This window comes from Vibrio sp. 10N.237.312.B06 (assembly GCF_041464685.1).
GTDB classification, from domain to species: domain Bacteria; phylum Pseudomonadota; class Gammaproteobacteria; order Enterobacterales; family Vibrionaceae; genus Vibrio; species Vibrio tasmaniensis_A.
This window is the reverse complement of record NZ_JBFSPI010000040.1, coordinates 13,497-29,776: the sequence shown is the minus strand read 5'-3', so window position 1 is coordinate 29,776 and position 16,280 is coordinate 13,497. Positions and strand designations below refer to the sequence as shown.

At 44.4% G+C, this 16,280-nt stretch carries 16 protein-coding genes; 10 read left to right on the top strand and 6 right to left on the bottom strand.

The features are described 5' to 3' along the window. Nucleotides 1-416 precede the first annotated feature (416 nt). Genes AB6C75_RS12575 through AB6C75_RS12535 form a run of 9 tightly spaced genes read left to right on the top strand, consistent with a single transcriptional unit; the run spans nt 417 to nt 7,316 of the window. The gene (locus AB6C75_RS12575) at nt 417-818 is read left to right on the top strand and encodes an ATP synthase subunit I (RefSeq protein WP_372047643.1); all 402 of its coding nucleotides are present in this window, start codon (nt 417-419) and stop codon (nt 816-818) included. Between the two features lies 1 nt (nt 819). Continuing rightward, a complete protein-coding gene (gene atpB / locus AB6C75_RS12570) occupies nt 820-1,590 on the top strand; it encodes a F0F1 ATP synthase subunit A (protein WP_372107921.1) in 771 nt (256 codons plus the stop codon). 45 nt (nt 1,591-1,635) lie between these two features. Beyond that, nucleotides 1,636-1,872 carry a F0F1 ATP synthase subunit C gene (gene atpE, locus AB6C75_RS12565; protein ID WP_004730405.1) on the top strand — a complete coding sequence of 79 codons (237 nt, stop codon included), beginning with the start codon at nt 1,636-1,638 and terminating at the stop codon, nt 1,870-1,872. A gap of 54 nt (nt 1,873-1,926) precedes the next feature. Next, on the top strand, nt 1,927-2,397 hold the full coding sequence (locus tag AB6C75_RS12560) for a F0F1 ATP synthase subunit B (RefSeq protein ID WP_372107920.1): 471 nt from the start codon (nt 1,927-1,929) through the stop codon (nt 2,395-2,397). Nucleotides 2,398-2,408: 11 nt separating this feature from the next. After that, complete coding sequence (locus AB6C75_RS12555) at nt 2,409-2,960, top strand: F0F1 ATP synthase subunit delta (RefSeq protein ID WP_372047646.1); 552 nt, start codon at nt 2,409-2,411, stop codon at nt 2,958-2,960. Nucleotides 2,961-2,969: 9 nt separating this feature from the next. Continuing rightward, the gene (atpA, locus tag AB6C75_RS12550; protein ID WP_372047647.1) at nt 2,970-4,511 is read left to right on the top strand and encodes a F0F1 ATP synthase subunit alpha; all 1,542 of its coding nucleotides are present in this window, start codon (nt 2,970-2,972) and stop codon (nt 4,509-4,511) included. A gap of 47 nt (nt 4,512-4,558) precedes the next feature. Beyond that, nucleotides 4,559-5,428: a F0F1 ATP synthase subunit gamma gene (gene atpG, locus AB6C75_RS12545; RefSeq protein WP_012600781.1), complete on the top strand. Its 870-nt coding sequence runs from the start codon at nt 4,559-4,561 to the stop codon at nt 5,426-5,428. A gap of 44 nt (nt 5,429-5,472) precedes the next feature. Beyond that, a complete protein-coding gene (gene atpD / locus AB6C75_RS12540) occupies nt 5,473-6,858 on the top strand; it encodes a F0F1 ATP synthase subunit beta (protein WP_004730394.1) in 1,386 nt (461 codons plus the stop codon). Between the two features lie 14 nt (nt 6,859-6,872). Next, on the top strand, nt 6,873-7,316 hold the full coding sequence (locus AB6C75_RS12535; RefSeq protein ID WP_372107919.1) for a F0F1 ATP synthase subunit epsilon: 444 nt from the start codon (nt 6,873-6,875) through the stop codon (nt 7,314-7,316). Between the two features lie 224 nt (nt 7,317-7,540). On the opposite strand, the gene AB6C75_RS12530 is transcribed toward AB6C75_RS12535, so the two are convergent. From AB6C75_RS12530 to AB6C75_RS12510, 5 genes are all read right to left on the bottom strand, one after another. Beyond that, nucleotides 7,541-8,086 (bottom strand): RNA-binding S4 domain-containing protein, encoded by a 546-nt coding sequence (locus tag AB6C75_RS12530; protein WP_017098980.1) that lies wholly within the window; start codon nt 8,084-8,086, stop codon nt 7,541-7,543. Between the two features lie 116 nt (nt 8,087-8,202). Then, on the bottom strand, nt 8,203-9,855 hold the full coding sequence (yejF, locus tag AB6C75_RS12525) for a microcin C ABC transporter ATP-binding protein YejF (RefSeq protein ID WP_372107918.1): 1,653 nt from the start codon (nt 9,853-9,855) through the stop codon (nt 8,203-8,205). Nucleotides 9,856-9,864: 9 nt separating this feature from the next. After that, nucleotides 9,865-10,887 (bottom strand): ABC transporter permease, encoded by a 1,023-nt coding sequence (locus AB6C75_RS12520; protein ID WP_372107917.1) that lies wholly within the window; start codon nt 10,885-10,887, stop codon nt 9,865-9,867. A gap of 31 nt (nt 10,888-10,918) precedes the next feature. Then, nucleotides 10,919-12,007 carry a microcin C ABC transporter permease YejB gene (locus tag AB6C75_RS12515; protein ID WP_372107916.1) on the bottom strand — a complete coding sequence of 363 codons (1,089 nt, stop codon included), beginning with the start codon at nt 12,005-12,007 and terminating at the stop codon, nt 10,919-10,921. A gap of 12 nt (nt 12,008-12,019) precedes the next feature. Then, entirely contained in the window at nt 12,020-13,915 is a 1,896-nt protein-coding gene (locus tag AB6C75_RS12510; RefSeq protein ID WP_372107915.1) for an extracellular solute-binding protein, read from the bottom strand. 385 nt (nt 13,916-14,300) lie between these two features. Here AB6C75_RS12510 and AB6C75_RS12505 point away from each other — a divergent pair, with 385 nt between their 5' ends. Continuing rightward, nucleotides 14,301-15,344: an endonuclease/exonuclease/phosphatase family protein gene (locus AB6C75_RS12505; RefSeq protein WP_372107914.1), complete on the top strand. Its 1,044-nt coding sequence runs from the start codon at nt 14,301-14,303 to the stop codon at nt 15,342-15,344. A 150-nt stretch (nt 15,345-15,494) separates the two neighbouring features. Here the strand turns inward: AB6C75_RS12505 and AB6C75_RS12500 are convergent, their stop codons facing one another. Continuing rightward, nucleotides 15,495-16,124: a porin family protein gene (locus AB6C75_RS12500; protein WP_372107913.1), complete on the bottom strand. Its 630-nt coding sequence runs from the start codon at nt 16,122-16,124 to the stop codon at nt 15,495-15,497. Nucleotides 16,125-16,280: the final 156 nt, after the last annotated feature.

Genomic DNA, 16,280 nt, shown 5'->3' with positions numbered 1-16,280 from the left:
GTTTGAATATACGTAATTGATAAGATCGTAACTTGCCCAATTGGTAGCTAAAACTTTTTCACAAAAACGCCCATTTTCGCTAAAAATAAAGCATTTAAAATTTTCATGAATAAAGTTATTCAACTATTACTTTCATAAATGAAAAACACTCATTTCAAAAATGGAATTATTGATGTCGCTTTTTGCCGTTTTGATCACATATTTTTAGGCGTAGTTTATATTTTGTCGAAACGATAGCGAATTAGTTTTTATCGTTTAATTTCGTCAGGAGATATAAAGCCAGAAAGATTATTTCTTTGTTAACAAGTAAAGGTTTATTAACAAGTCAAATTGCTATTAACAAGTAAGTGCTAGTAACAAAACATATTCAAACTGTGTTTTATATTGACTTACACTGTTAAATATAGGGTTTTATTATGAGGCTTAATGGGATAAGTAGCGACATCCTTGTTGCTGCTAAAAGAGTTATTCTCTGCCAAATAGTATTAGCCGTCGGTGTAGTTTTATATGAAGTGTTTTTTGGTAATAAAGTAGATATGGAGTCTTCAGCTTTGGGTGTCGTAATCGCGATGTTACCACCGCTGTTTGGTTTTATATATGCAAGCCTAAAGGTGCACAAGAATCCTAGTTATAGTTTACGTGACTTAATGCAAATGAGTCGTGTCGTGAAAATAACCTATACGTTCTTAATGTTTATCTTGGCATTCCAGTTTTTTAAATTGGATAACCCAGTAATATTATACGCGTACATTTTCACAATGATTGGGTACTTCTTAACACCATTTATTACTGCCTCTACAAGATCGGAGTACGTGTAGTATGGATCAAGTCACTACCGCTCACGAATACATAGAGCATCACTTAACCTTCTTAACTACAGGTGATGGTTTCTGGGCGTTCAACATTGACTCAATGTTGGTATCTTGGATTACGGGTTTATTGTTTATTGGAGCTTTTCGATATGTAGTGACCAAGGGCACGAGCGGTGTTCCAGGTCGTTTTCAATGTTTTATCGAGCTTATCTTTGATTTCGTTAACAACCTAGTCAAAGAGATTTTTCAAGCGGAGGATAAATTAATAGGGCCACTGGCGTTAACCACTTTTGTTTGGGTGTTGTTAATGAATGCAGTCGACCTATTACCAATTGATTTAATACCAGGGTTAACTCGTGTAATGGGTTTAGAACACTTTAGAGATCTACCGACAGCGGATGTAAATATCCCAATGTCGATGGCACTCGGTGTGTTTATTCTACTGTTAACTTATACGTTAAAAAATAAAGGTTTGAAAGGCTTTATCAAAGAGCTCACTACTCAGCCATTTGATAACCCTCTTTTATATCCTGTTAACTTCGTTCTTGAATTAATAACATTAATTTCAAAGCCAATATCACTAGGCTTACGATTATTCGGAAATATGTATGCAGGCGAGATGATATTCATCCTTATTGCACTAATGCCTTGGTGGATGCAGTGGGCACTGAGTGTACCTTGGGCCTTCTTCCACATATTAATCGTATTCTTACAAGCATTTATATTTATGGTACTGACCGTTGTTTATTTAGGAATGGCAAAAGAAGAACACCACTAATTAATAACTAAAAAATTAACTAACAAATTATTTTCGGAGATACAAATGGATATCGTAAGCGCAGTTTTATATGTAGCAGGTGCATTACTGATCGGTTTAGGTGCAGCGGGTGCAGCATCTGGTATTGGTAACTTAGCAGGTAAATACCTTGAAGGTGTTGCGCGTCAACCAGACCTTACTCCAATGCTTCGTACTCAATTCTTCATCATGATGGGTCTTGTGGATGCGGTACCGATGATCGGTGTTGGTATCGGTCTATACATCATCTTCGCCGTGGCTTAATCAAACCGCTTTGAAAGATCGATTTATACATAATCAAGATTTAGTGAGGAAGGTATGAACTTAAATGCAAGCATGTTTGGACAAGCAATCTCATTCGTGATTTTTGTTTGGCTCTGCATGAAATATGTATGGCCCCCTCTCACCGCGATGTTAGACGAGCGCCAAAAAGAAATCGCTGATGGTTTACGCCACTCAGAAAACGCTGCGAAAGAGCTAGAACTAGCAAAATCAAATGGCGCGCAACTCATCGAAGATGCAAGAAAAGATGTGACTGAACTGGTTGAACAAGGCCGAAAACGCCGCAATGAAATCATCAGCTTAGCGCAACAAGAAGCCGAGCAAGAAAAGGCACGCATCTTAGAACAAGGTAGAGCTGAGCTAGAAGGCGAACGCCAAAAGTTACGCCGTGAACTTCAGGCGGATATGGCAGACGCCGTTATTCAAAGTGCACAGAAATTGCTCAGCAAAAACCTAGATTCTGAAACGAACCGAGCGTTAGTTGATCAAATGATAAGCGAACTCTAAACGGAGGCAATATGTCAGATTACACCAATATTGCTCATCCCTACGCTAAAGCATCGTTCGACTTTGCTTTAGGTGAAAACAAGTTACAAGAGTGGCACTCAATGCTGTCCATTCTTGTGACGGTAGCGGAAGAAGAAACGATTGCTAAGCAGATTTCATCAGCAGAAGGTGTTCACACACAGCAATCTGAAGAACTGGTCAATCTCATCATTCACGTTTGCCAAGGACTTGTTGATGACCACGTCATTAATCTCATTAAAGTCTTGGCTGAGAATGGCCGTCTTGCAGTGATCAGAGACTTGTTTAACTTGTTCAGCGACCTAAAGGACGAACATGAACGTGTAATCCCTGTCACTGTCACCAGTTCAGAATTGCTTACACAAGATCAAGTTACATCACTCACTGCTGCACTTGAGAAAAAATTAGAGCGTCAGGTTGAAATGGAACAGGTTATTGATGACTCGCTGGTTGGCGGGATCGTAATCAAGGCGGGTGAAACCGTCATCGATGGTTCTTTGAACGCATCAATTAACCGATTAGCTCATCAACTTCACGCGAGATAGGTAACAATTATGCAAATAAATTCAAATGAAATCAGCGACCTGATTAAAGATCGCATCTCGAAATTTAATGTGAGCACCGAAGCTCGCAACGAAGGCACCATTGTCTCGGTTCGTGACGGCATCATTACCATTAACGGCCTTGCGGATGTCATGCAGGGTGAGATGATCGAGCTTCCAGGTGGCAAATACGCTCTTGCTCTTAACCTTGACACGCACTCAGTCGGTGCCGTGGTTATGGGTCCCTACACTGACCTGTCTGAAGGTATGAAAGTGAAAGGGACAGGTCGTATCTTGGAAGTACCCGTAGGTAATGGACTTCTTGGCCGTGTAGTGAACACACTAGGTGAGCCAATCGATGGCAAAGGCCCAGTGAGTTGTGACCGACTCGACCCTGTAGAAGTAATTGCACCCGGCGTAATCGAGCGTAAGTCCGTCGATCAGCCAATTCAAACCGGTTATAAAGCCGTTGATACCATGGTGCCTATCGGTCGTGGTCAACGTGAACTTATCATCGGTGACCGTCAGACGGGTAAAACCGCGTTAGCTATCGATGCGATCATCAATCAGAAAGATTCTGGCATCAAATGTGTTTACGTGGCTATTGGCCAGAAAGCCTCTACTATCGCAAACGTTGTTCGTAAACTGGAAGACCACGATGCGCTTAAAAACACCATCGTTGTTGTTGCATCAGCATCAGAATCAGCAGCTCTTCAATACCTAGCACCTTATGCGGGTTGCACCATGGGTGAATACTTCCGTGACCGCGGTGAAGATGCACTGATCATCTATGATGACCTATCAAAACAAGCCGTCGCTTACCGTCAAATCTCATTGCTACTTAAACGTCCACCGGGTCGTGAAGCCTTCCCTGGCGACGTATTCTACCTCCACTCACGCCTACTAGAACGTGCGGCACGAGTAAATGCGGAATACGTTGAGAAGTTCACAAACGGTGAAGTGAAAGGCCAAACAGGTTCATTAACCGCGCTTCCTATCATTGAGACTCAAGCGGGTGACGTATCGGCGTTTGTACCAACCAACGTAATCTCAATTACTGATGGTCAGGTATTCCTACAAACCCAACTATTCAACTCAGGTCTACGTCCTGCTGTTGACCCAGGTATCTCGGTATCTCGTGTGGGTGGTGCAGCGCAGTGCAAGATCATCAAGAAACTGTCTGGTGGTATTCGTACATCGTTAGCTCAATACCGTGAGTTAGCCGCATTTGCTCAGTTCTCTTCTGACCTAGACGACATGACGCGCAAGCAGCTTGATCATGGTGAGCGTGTAACCGAACTGATGAAGCAAAAGCAATACTCGCCGATGTCTGTCGCTGAACAAGCAACGGTTATCTACGCAGCAGAAAAAGGCTATTTGGCTGACGTAGAGTTGCACAAAGTTGCGCGTTTTGAAGAAGAATTAATTGCTTACGCAAAGGGCCAAAACCCAGAGTTGTTCGACACAATTAACGCTAACGGTGACTACAACGACGAGATCGACAGTGCACTTGCAAAGCTTCTCGGTGACTTTGTAGCGTTGAAAGCTTGGTAAACGCTCCGGTTTGTTGGCTGGAAATCAAAACAAATTAGGAGCAGATGATGGCAAATACTAAAGAAATTCGCACCAAGATAGGCAGTGTTAGTAACACTCAGAAAATCACCAGTGCAATGGAGATGGTTGCGGCAAGTAAGATGCGTAAGGTTCAAGACAATATGACGCTAACACGTCCATATGCCGAGAACATGCGCAAAGTTATCTCTCATGTCGCATCAGGGTCGCTGGAATACCAGCACCCCTACCTTCAACAGCGTGAACCAAAACGCGTTGCTTACATCATTATTTCGTCCGATCGAGGCTTATGTGGTGGCTTGAACTCGAATTTGTTCAAGAAAGTGTTAGAAGAAATGGAGATGTGGCGTACCAAAGGCGTTGAGGTAGAAACGACCCTAATTGGTTCAAAAGCTATCTCATTTTTCCAACGCAGCGGCAATGTTATCGCGCAAACGTCAGGCCTTGGTGACGCGCCTAAATTAGAAGACATTTTAGGTACGGTTAACGCGATGCTAGGGCATTACGACGACGAAAAAATCGACAGTTTGTATCTCGTGTATAACCAGTTCATCAACACCATGGTTCAAGAACCAACGACCTTGCAGTTGCTGCCCCACCCTTCAGATTCTGAGGCCGATGGAGGCGCGAAAAAAGCACGTCGTTGGGACTACATCTATGAACAAGCACCAAGAGACATCCTCTCTGAGCTGTTACATCGATACATTGAATCGCAAGTTTATCAAGGCATCGTAGAGAGCATTGCCTGTGAGCAAGCAGCCCGAATGGTGGCCATGAAAGCGGCGACCGATAACGCAGGCCAACTCATCGATGATTTGCAGTTGGTATACAACAAAGCGCGACAGGCTGCCATTACCCAAGAACTGAGTGAAATAGTCTCAGGTGCTCAAGCTGTCTAAGGGCAGAAAAGAGTGGGTTAAGAATAGAATTTGAGGATTTAGAGATGAGTGTTGGAAAAATAGTTAAAGTTATCGGCGCGGTGGTAGATGTCGAGTTCAGCGGCGGCAACAGCCCACGCGTTTATGATGCATTGAAAGTGACTAGCGAGGAAGCAAGCTCTCTCGTATTGGAAGTTCAGCAACAACTGGGTGGCAGTATCGTTCGTTGTATTGCAATGGGTACGTCAGATGGCTTGCGCCGCGGCCTAACTGTTGAAAACACCGGTTCTCCAATCACCGTTCCTGTGGGCGAAGAAACCTTAGGCCGTATCATGAACGTTCTTGGTCAGCCTATCGATGAATGTGGTGAAATCGGTCAAAAAGAAAGCTACGAAATTCACCGTGAAGCACCCTCTTATGAAGAACAAGCAAACAGCACTGAACTTCTTGAGACCGGCGTTAAAGTTATCGACCTTATTTGTCCGTTCGCAAAGGGCGGTAAAATCGGTCTGTTCGGTGGTGCTGGCGTAGGTAAAACCGTCAACATGATGGAGCTTATCAACAACATCGCAAAAGCCCACTCAGGTCTCTCTGTATTTACCGGTGTTGGTGAGCGTACTCGTGAAGGTAACGACTTCTACTACGAGATGAAAGAAGCGGGTGTACTCGACAAAGTAGCCATGGTTTACGGCCAAATGAACGAGCCACCGGGAAACCGTCTACGTGTTGCACTTACAGGCCTGACTATGGCTGAGCGCTTCCGTGATGAAGGTCGTGACGTACTGTTGTTCATTGATAACATCTACCGTTACACGCTTGCGGGAACAGAGGTGTCAGCACTGTTAGGTCGTATGCCTTCAGCAGTAGGTTACCAACCAACACTCGCTGAAGAGATGGGTGTGCTTCAAGAGCGTATCACTTCGACTAGACAAGGCTCTATCACGTCTATCCAAGCGGTATACGTACCTGCGGATGACTTGACCGATCCATCACCAGCAACAACCTTTGCTCACTTAGATGCGACCGTTGTACTGTCTCGTAATATCGCGGCATTGGGCCTCTACCCTGCGATTGATCCATTGGATTCAACCTCTCGTCAGTTGGATCCGCTTGTGGTTGGTCAAGAGCACTACGACATTGCACAAAAAGTACAAACAACGCTGCAACGCTACAAAGAGCTAAAAGACATCATCGCGATTCTTGGTATGGATGAGCTGTCTACTGAAGACAAACAGACCGTATCTCGCGCTCGTAAGATTGAACGTTTCTTAACTCAGCCTTATCACGTGGCCGAAGTGTTTACCGGTCAGAAAGGTGTATTTGTACCGCTAAGCGAAACACTAAGAGGCTTTAAAGGCCTGTTAGGCGGCGAATATGACGATATCCCAGAGCAAGCATTCTTGTACTGTGGTTCTATCGACGAAGTGCTTAACAAAGCAAAATCACTCTAAGAGGCAGGTGCACCATGGCTATCGGAATTGCAGATAATACATTTCAACTTAATATTGTAAGTGCGGAAGGTACGCTGTTTTCAGGTCCAGCGTATGCCTTAGCCGTTTCTGGCGCTGATGGTGAGCTGGGGATCCGCCCCGGTCACTCCCCGCTTCTCAGTAAAATAAAGCCAGGCGTGACAGTGTTTGTCACAGATCCTAAATCAGAGGGGCAAGTGCTTTATGTCTCTGGCGGGATGCTGGAAGTTCAGCCGGATGTAGTAACGGTGTTAGCCGATACTGCCTTGCACGGCCAAGATATTGACCGCGCTCGCGCAGAAGAAGCGAAATATGCAGCCCTAGAGAATATCAATAAGGGCAATGTAGACATCAACTTTGCACAAGCTCAGCTTGAGCTAGCAAAAGCCGTTGCTCAGCTTCGCGCATCAGAACTGACGTCTTCTCGCACTCGACACTGAGAATAAGCGTTATTGGCCGTTAGCTGTGCTAGCAAACAAATACAAAAAAGGCTCACTAGATAGTGAGCCTTTTGATATCTGCTTAACGTAAAACCGAGGTCTAACGTTGCTTGATGTTCAAACGAATAGTTTTAAAAGATTCGTTTTAGAAAAGCAGTTTAGAGCTGAACTATAGAACTATAGAACTATAGAACTATAGAACTATAGAACTATAGAACTATAGTTTAGAAGAATTCAATCGAGTTACGGCCGCTTTTGTCGTCACGTGTTGGCTTTGGCGTATCCGCTTTCTTTTTCGGCTTTTTTTCTTTCTTCTCTTTTTTCTCTTTCTTTGGTTCAGCCGTTGCGCTTAGCATTTCTGCTTTGCTTTTCTTAGATTCTTTCTTCTTAGAATCCTTTTTAGACTGACCTTTCTTCGCCTTGTTCTCTTTTTTAGGCGCTTCTTTCTTTTTCGGCTGTTCTGATTCTTCTTGTACTGGCTGATCACACACCACTACATAGTACTCTTGGTTGAATTCAAAGAAGTCGCCATCGTACATTTTACGACGTTTACGAGTTTCTAATTCACCATTAACCGCTACATAACCTTCAGAAATGATGTGTTTAGCTTCACCGCCACCACTCACTAAGTTAGCAATTTTAAACACTTTGTAGAGTTCGATGGGCTGAGACGATACATCAATACCAATTGCTTCAATCTCAATCTCTTCGCCTTCTTCGCCCAGCTCTTGACCTTCGTAGTCAGCGTCTTCGTAATGTTCTTGGTCCATGGTGACCTCTACCTAAATATGTACTTCTGAAATATTGGGCGCAGTGTAATCTTAAAACAAGTAAATGACCATGTTGAATTCACCGAGCACTCTTTTGTTCTCGTTACGCACCCACTTTATAGCGCACCACCAACATTCGAAAGGCTGACAAGCTGCTTGGTGTATTCATGCTGCGGATTGCCGAATAAGGTTTCTGTGTCACCCTTCTCTATTACCTCGCCAGCTTTCATAACGATGGTGTAATGACACAGGGATTTCACAACATTCAAATCATGACTAATGAACAGGTACGTCAGACCATACTTTTCTTGAAGTGATTTCAACAGATCCAGCACCTGCGCTTGAACCGTTCTGTCGAGTGACGATGTCGGTTCATCGAGCAAGATAAACTCTGGCTTAAGGATCAGAGCACGAGCAATCGCAATACGTTGCCTTTGACCGCCCGAAAACTCATTCGGATATCGGTGACGAGTCTCAGGATCGAGGTCGACCTCTTTCATTACATCGCAGATGCGTTGGTCGAGTTCAGTGTCGTCCAATTGTTGATGTACTAACAAGCCTTCGCCAATCACTTGCGCGACCGACATTCGAGGGTTCAACGCTGAGAATGGGTCTTGAAAGACCACTTGCATACGGCTTCTAAACGGTAGCATTTGTTGTCGGTTTAAGCCTTGGATTTGTTCGTCAGCGTAGGTAATTGAACCCTCACTCTCCACCAGCTTCAATATCGCCATACCGGTTGTTGATTTACCAGAGCCACTCTCTCCAACTAGACCGATTGAGTGCCCCTTTTTCAAGCTGAACTCCATGTCGGTGACTGCTTTAACATGCGAAATAGTCCGCTTGAACAAGCCTCCCGTAATTGGGAACCAAACACGCAGTTGGTCGACGTTGAGCAGGGGTTCGCTTTGCGGAGAAACAGGAACGGGCAAGCCTTTAGGGTCAGAGTTGATAAGCTTTTGTGTGTAAGGGTGCGCAGGCGCGTTGAAGAGTGTTTTACAGTCATTGCTTTCAACTAAGCGGCCATCTTTCATTACCGCCACTCTGTCGGCAATTTTACGAACGATACTCAAATCATGGGTGATGAAAAGCATCGCCATACCGAGTTCTTGTTGCAGGTCTTTTAGAAGATCAAGGATCTGCGCTTGTACCGATACATCCAATGCCGTTGTCGGCTCATCAGCGATCAGTAACTCTGGTTCATTGATGAGTGCCATCGCAATCATCACACGTTGACGTTCACCACCTGATAGCTCGTGCGGGTACGCTGATATCTTCTGCTCTGGGTAACGAATACCCACCTTTGAAAGCCACTCTATCGCCAAGGCTTGTGCTTTATTGGTCCGCATACCTCGGTGAATCGCGAGGGTTTCAACCAGCTGCTTACCGACTCGATGAAGTGGATTAAGCGAAACCATAGGCTCTTGAAAGATCATGCCAATGCGGCCACCACGAATCCCTCGCAATTGCCTTTCAGAACAACTCAGAATATCGGTGCCAGAGAAATTGATCTTACCGTTTAAGTAGTGCGATGAGCCTTTAGGTAGCAGCTTTAACACTGAGTTAGCCGTAACCGATTTACCGGAGCCACTCTCGCCCACCAGCGCGAGTGTCTCACCTTTGTATATCTCCAACGAGACGTCTTGCGTCACTTGTTCTATCGAGTCTTTACGCCCAAACCCGACAGACAATTTATCTATGGTCAGAACTGGAGATGCATTCGAAGCCTCTGCTGTTGACCCTGAAGCAGGAACTGTATTTGAAGTCATAACCTATCCTTACTTCTGTTGATGTGGGTCGAAAGCATCACGCACCGCTTCACCAACGAAGACCAGTAACGTCAGCATAAGTGATAGCACGACGAAAGCAGAAATGCCAAGCCAAGGCGCTTGCAAGTTAGCTTTACCTTGCGCCAATAGCTCGCCTAATGAAGGCGAACCCGCAGGAAGACCAAAACCTAAGAAATCTAACGACGTTAATGTGGTGACTGAGCCTGAAAGGATAAACGGCATCATAGTTAGTGATGCGACCATCGCGTTAGGTAACATGTGGCGAAGCATAATGCGTTTATCATCAACACCCATCGCTTGCGCGGCACGAACGTAATCAAAATTACGACAGCGTAAGAATTCAGCTCGCACAATCCCAACCAAACTCATCCAACTGAACAGCACCATAATCCCGAGCAACCACCAGAAATTCGGCTCGATAAAACTCGACAGAATGATCAACAAGATCAGAGTCGGCATACCAGACCAGACTTCAATAAAACGTTGTCCGAATAGATCAACCCAGCCACCGTAGTAGCCTTGGGTTGCCCCAACGACGACACCGACCACGCTCGATACAATCGTCAGAATAAACCCAAATAGAACGGAAATACGGAACCCATAAATGATACGAGCCAATACATCTCGTCCTTTATCATCGGTTCCTAACCAGTTCACTGAATCAGGCTCCGAAGGCACCGCGCCTGAAATATCGAAGTTTATTGTGTCGTAACTAAACGGAATGATTGGCCATACGATGTAACCGCTGTCTTCGATGAGTTCGATAACATACGGGTCTTTGTAGTCGGCTTCGGTTTCAAACTCGCCACCAAATTCGGTCTCGGCATACTCATTAATGACAGGTACAAACCACTGATTATCATAAGAAACCAAGAGTGGCTTGTCGTTGGCGATGATCTCAGCGAACAGGCTCAATCCAAACAAAATGGTAAATATCCAAAGGGAGATAAAACCACGCTTGTTTGCTTTAAAACGTAACCAACGAGCTTCAGCTAAAGGGTTGTTAAACATTTATTATCAATACCTTTTTATTCATTCGCCATTAACGCGCTTCAAAATCAATTCGAGGATCAACCCAGGTATAAGTCAGGTCGGAGATAATGCTCAGCACCAAACCAAGCAAGGTCATGATATAGAGAGAACTGAACACCACGGGGTAATCTCGCTGAATGGTCGACTCAAAGCCAAGCAGACCGATGCCTTCGAGTGAAAACATCACTTCAATCAACATAGAACCCGTGAAGAAGATACTAATAAATGCACTCGGGAAACCGGCAATAATGATCAACATCGCGTTACGGAAAACGTGCTTGTAGAGAATACTGCTCTCGTCCAAACCTTTCGCTCGCGCAGTCACCACATATTGCTTATTAATCTCATCCAGGAAGGAGTTTTTGGTCAGCATGCTGAGTGTTGCAAAGCCGCCGATGACCATCGCAAAAATAGGCAAAGCTAAATGCCAGAAATAGTCGCCAATTTGCTGATACCAGTTGAGCTGGTCGAAGTTACTCGATACGAGCCCACGCAATGGGAACCAACTGAAGTAGTTACCACTCGCGAACAAAATAATCAGGATAATCGCAAACAAGAAGCCCGGAACGGCATAGCCGACAATCACCACCGCGCTCGACCAAATATCAAAGCGAGAACCGTGATGTATCGCCTTCATAATGCCTAAGGGTATCGAAATCACATAAATGATTAAGGTACTCCAGAGCCCTAAGGAAATGGAGACGGGCAGCCGCTCGATGATGAGATCAATCACGTTACCGCCCTTAAATAGGCTTTCACCAAAGTTAAAGGTTGCGTAATTTTTCAACATATCGAAGTAACGAACGTGAATTGGCTTATCAAAACCAAACTGCTTTTTGATCTCTTCAACCACTTCAGGATCAAGCCCGCGTGAGCCTTTATAGCCACTGGCAGACGCTTGGTCACTTTCGCTTAAATCAACTTCTTGTCCACCACCAGAAAAGCGCTCCATGATTCCAGAGTTATGCCCTTCTAACTGAGCAACGGCTTGTTCCACCAGGCCACCAGGGGCGATCTGAATGATGAAAAAGTTGATGGTGATGATCGCCCACAACGTGGGGATCACCAACAGTAAACGCCGAAATATATACGCGGCCATGCTAACTAACTCCTAGCGACGTTTTTCAGGAAGCAATGCCGCCTTCTCTTCTGAAATCCACCATGTATCGATACCTAAATCGTATTTAGGCAATACATCTGGACGCTCAAACTTGTCCCACATCGCGACGCGGTACTCGCCAACGTGCCATTGCGGGATGTTGTAGAAATTCCACTGCAATACACGGTCAAGTGAACGACCTAACGTAAGCAGCTTTTCAGGATGCTGTTGGTTACGCGCAATTTCTTCTGTTAACGCGTCAACCACCGGATCCATTACACCTGCAGTATTGTAAGTAGAATCAATGTAGTTAGAGTTCCAAACAATCATTAAGTTCTGGCTAGGATAAGGGTTGGCCGAAAACGATGAAGACACCATATCGAAATCACGGTCACGTAAGCGCTTGATGTACTGAGTGGTATCTATGGTACGGATCTTCATCTCGATACCCATGCGCTTAAGGTTCTTTTGAACCGGCGTTGCGATACGTTCCGTGGTTGGACTGTAAATCAACAACTCAAATGACATCGGCTTACCGGTCTTTTCGTTGGTCATCACCTTGTCTTTCAGCACCCAACCCGCTTCTTTCAGCAGTTTGAAAGCGGTACGCATTTGGCTACGAATACGGCCGCTGCCATCGGTGACTGATGGCTGGAATTCTTCAGTAAACACTCTTGGCGGGATTTGATCTTTGTACTGAGACAACAACTCAACTTCAGCTTCGCTTGGTAAGCCTTTCGCTTCATAGTCAGTGTTTTGGAAGTAACTACGAGTCCGTTTGTACTGACCATAAAACATGTTCTTGTTCATCCACTCAAAGTCCATCGCGTACGTTAACGCTTCACGAACTTTAGGATCAGAGAACACAGGAGATTGAATATTGAAGACAAAACCTTGAGTCGTTTCAGGCTTCTCATGGTTGATCTCTTCTTTAATGATGTAGCCTTTATCGAAGTTTGCGCCCGTGTAAGAGTTGGCCCAGAACTTAGCCGAGTTCTCGGTTCGAAGATCGAACTCCCCTGCTTTAAACGCTTCCAGCATTACGGTGTCATCGCGATAGTAATCGTACTGCACCTGCTTGAAGTTATTACGACCAACGTTAACTGGTAGGTCTGCTGCCCAGTAGTTTTCATCTAGACCAGAGGTAACACTTTGGCCTGATTTGTAGCTGATGATCTTATAAGGACCACTACCGACAGGAGGCTCACTTAGAGGCTCAGACAGTTTTCTGTCTTTCCAGAAATGTTTCGGTAGTACACGAGTGCTTTGCGCAAAGCTAAACAGCTTCTCACGGTTTGGCTTGTTCATCTCAATACGAGCAACCGAATCAGAAACAGCCGTTACTGACTCGATTTCTTTGTAATACACGCGATATTGAGGCACACCTTCTTTTGAAAACTTATCAAAAGTGAAGGCAACATCGTGAGCAGTGATTGGTTTGCCATCTTGGAATTTAGCATTTGGGTTGATGTCGATTTCCATCCAAGTGAAATCACTGGCGTAGCGAACCTTTGAAGCAATCAATGGATAGTACGCATCAATCTCGTCGCTCGGAGAAAACATCAAGGTATCGTAAATCTCTCCGGTATAACTTGCAGCAACGCCGCGGGAACCGAATCGATTAAAGCTATCGTAGGTACCTATGCTGCCATAGGTCACTTTGCCCTGCTTTGGCGCATCAGGATTAACGTAATCAAAGTGAGTAAAATCGGCTGGATATTTTGCTTCACCAAAACCAACCAATTGTGTGGTTTCAATAACGGTGACAGCAGGAGTTGATTGGGTACCAGAAGCGTAAGTAACGGAGGGGTGTAAAACAATAAGCGGCAGCATAACTGCACAGGACTTTAAATTAGACCTGAAAAACTGAGTGCGCTGCGAGGCTTTGCGTCGAAAAACTGTTCCCATTTGACTCTCCCTTCAAATGTTATGAATTCGATATTCAAGTTGATTAATCGGCTTTGAATGCATGCCGTTAAAACAAGTATAGGTTCAAATCTAACATCATGTAATAACTAATAAAACCATCAGCACTTCATCTCTGACGGTTTATTTACAAATTACTCGTCACCGCTCGAAACTATTGGATGCAGTTAACGCTGATCGCTTTGATTCCTTTAATTAGCTTGGTGGCGTTGGAAAGCACGGAGATTGCTCTAGCGGGAATGACATAAGCCTCCACGGTTTAGATTCGCTTTGATTCGCTTTGAAAGTGAAATTTAGGTTCTAAATAATCAACAATCTATACTTTACTGGAGTATCCTTGCTGCTTAGGTCTAAATGGAATGACACTTTGAACAAACCAAACCACATAACATTCGCAACGTTCAACCTTCTGAACTATCTCGAATCGCCGAATGCTTACTATGATTTTGAGAACATCTACAGCTTCGATGAATGGCAGAAGAAACAGCACTGGATGGCTGAAACGATTCGTTCATTAGATTGTGATGTGATTGGCTTTCAAGAGATATTTAGCCCACAGTCTTTAGAGCAATTGATGAACGAGCTAGGTTATCCATACTTTGCAGTCGTCGATAGCGCAAACGTTGAAGATGATTACCTATACACCTCACCTGTCGTTGGTATTGCTTCCCGTTATCCGATTGAAAACGTGCAGCCTGTTACGCCAGATTCGAAGTTACTGACAGCGTTCAACCTTGGAGACAATTTCTCATTCAACAGAACGCCTGTTCATGCCACGATTACGTTACCCCATTTAGGTTCAACCGACTGTTATGTGGTGCACTTCAAATCACAACGTCCGACAGAACCCAAAGCAGAATCTATCGATGTGGATAACGCTCAGCAAGGTGAAAAATCACAAAGTGACACGCTCACTCGCTTCCACCAAGAGCAACTTGGCTCTTGGTTATCTAGCGTGCAGCGCGGCCTTGAAGCTCAGATGCTGCATCAATACATCACCAATCATCGTTACCAAACCGATCAGCCTGTTGTGTTAATGGGTGACTTTAATAAGCCTCTATTCAACGACGAGTTTAAAGGGCTATTAAGTTATTCAATAAGCAGAGACGAAAACAGCAAGCATTGGCTTTCCCACTTCCGGTTAAAAGACAGCTGGGATATTTATCATCAATTGCATGAACAAGACTTACTTGAACAACGCAAACCAACCCACTATTACGGTGCCTCTGGTTCTGTTCTGGATTACATTTTAATGTCGAACGAATTTGACTGTCAGAACTCATCAAGCATGATGGAAATCTCTTGCTACACAGTGCTCGACCATCACCTCATCAATCCCAGCTTTGAACACGACCAATTCAGTACTGACCATGCCATCGTTGCTGTCACCGCTCATATCCGTGAAGCCTAGCTATTCGATTACATCTTCAATCGAGAGTTACCTGAGTTGAACATGAAAAAAACCGCAGTCAAAAACTGCGGCCTTCCACTTTAGCCAAACGGGTTGAGCCAACCGACGCCCCATCTAGAAACCGATTTACCGTTTATCCAATTACGGAACTTAAAAGTTATAGGTTGCGCCAAGGTAGAAAGAAGCCAATACAATATCTTTCTCTACCTTTCTTTGTTTCCAAGAGCTGCCTTCGTCAACTTCTACTGTAAATGCATCGGCTTCATAACCAAGTCTCAGACTTAATTCACAAAGTGGCGTGTACTCAACGCCAAAACCAACTCGTACACCTGCACCAGAATCATCTAAATCAGAACTTGAAGGACGTGAACCGTCTGCATACTTCATATCGAGATCGATTGAAGATAAGCCAATTGTACCAAATGGGCGAACGCCATTATCAAACGTATAACCAAGGTTTGCAGCAATCGAAAAGACTTGAGGAGTCCATGTAAAGCCAGCGTTGCTTCTTAAAGGATATTTAGCAACCACATCACCATAATCCGTGTACTGAAGCTCAAGTGATACAATACGGTTAAACTTATAGCCAGCAATGATACGGTAAGCATTGTCTTCTGCTTCAAACGTCACTGGCTCTTTAATTGATGAAAATAGTCCACCATCATCCACGCCAGAAGTACCAATGGCACCACCTAGATACAAGCCACTGTCATCTGCCATTACATTGTTCGCTGCAAACGCTGACATCATTGCGATGCTTAGAATTAATTTATTGTTCATTATTGATTGACCTTACTTATTTCAAATCAAGATCGCTGCGACTTCCACTGCTACACAATCTTGTTAGAGTTATCCGACACCCCGTCGAATTCGCAAGCAGGATAAGCTCACATAAAACAAAAAAATAAATAAAAATATAATCACTTTGTAATCCCA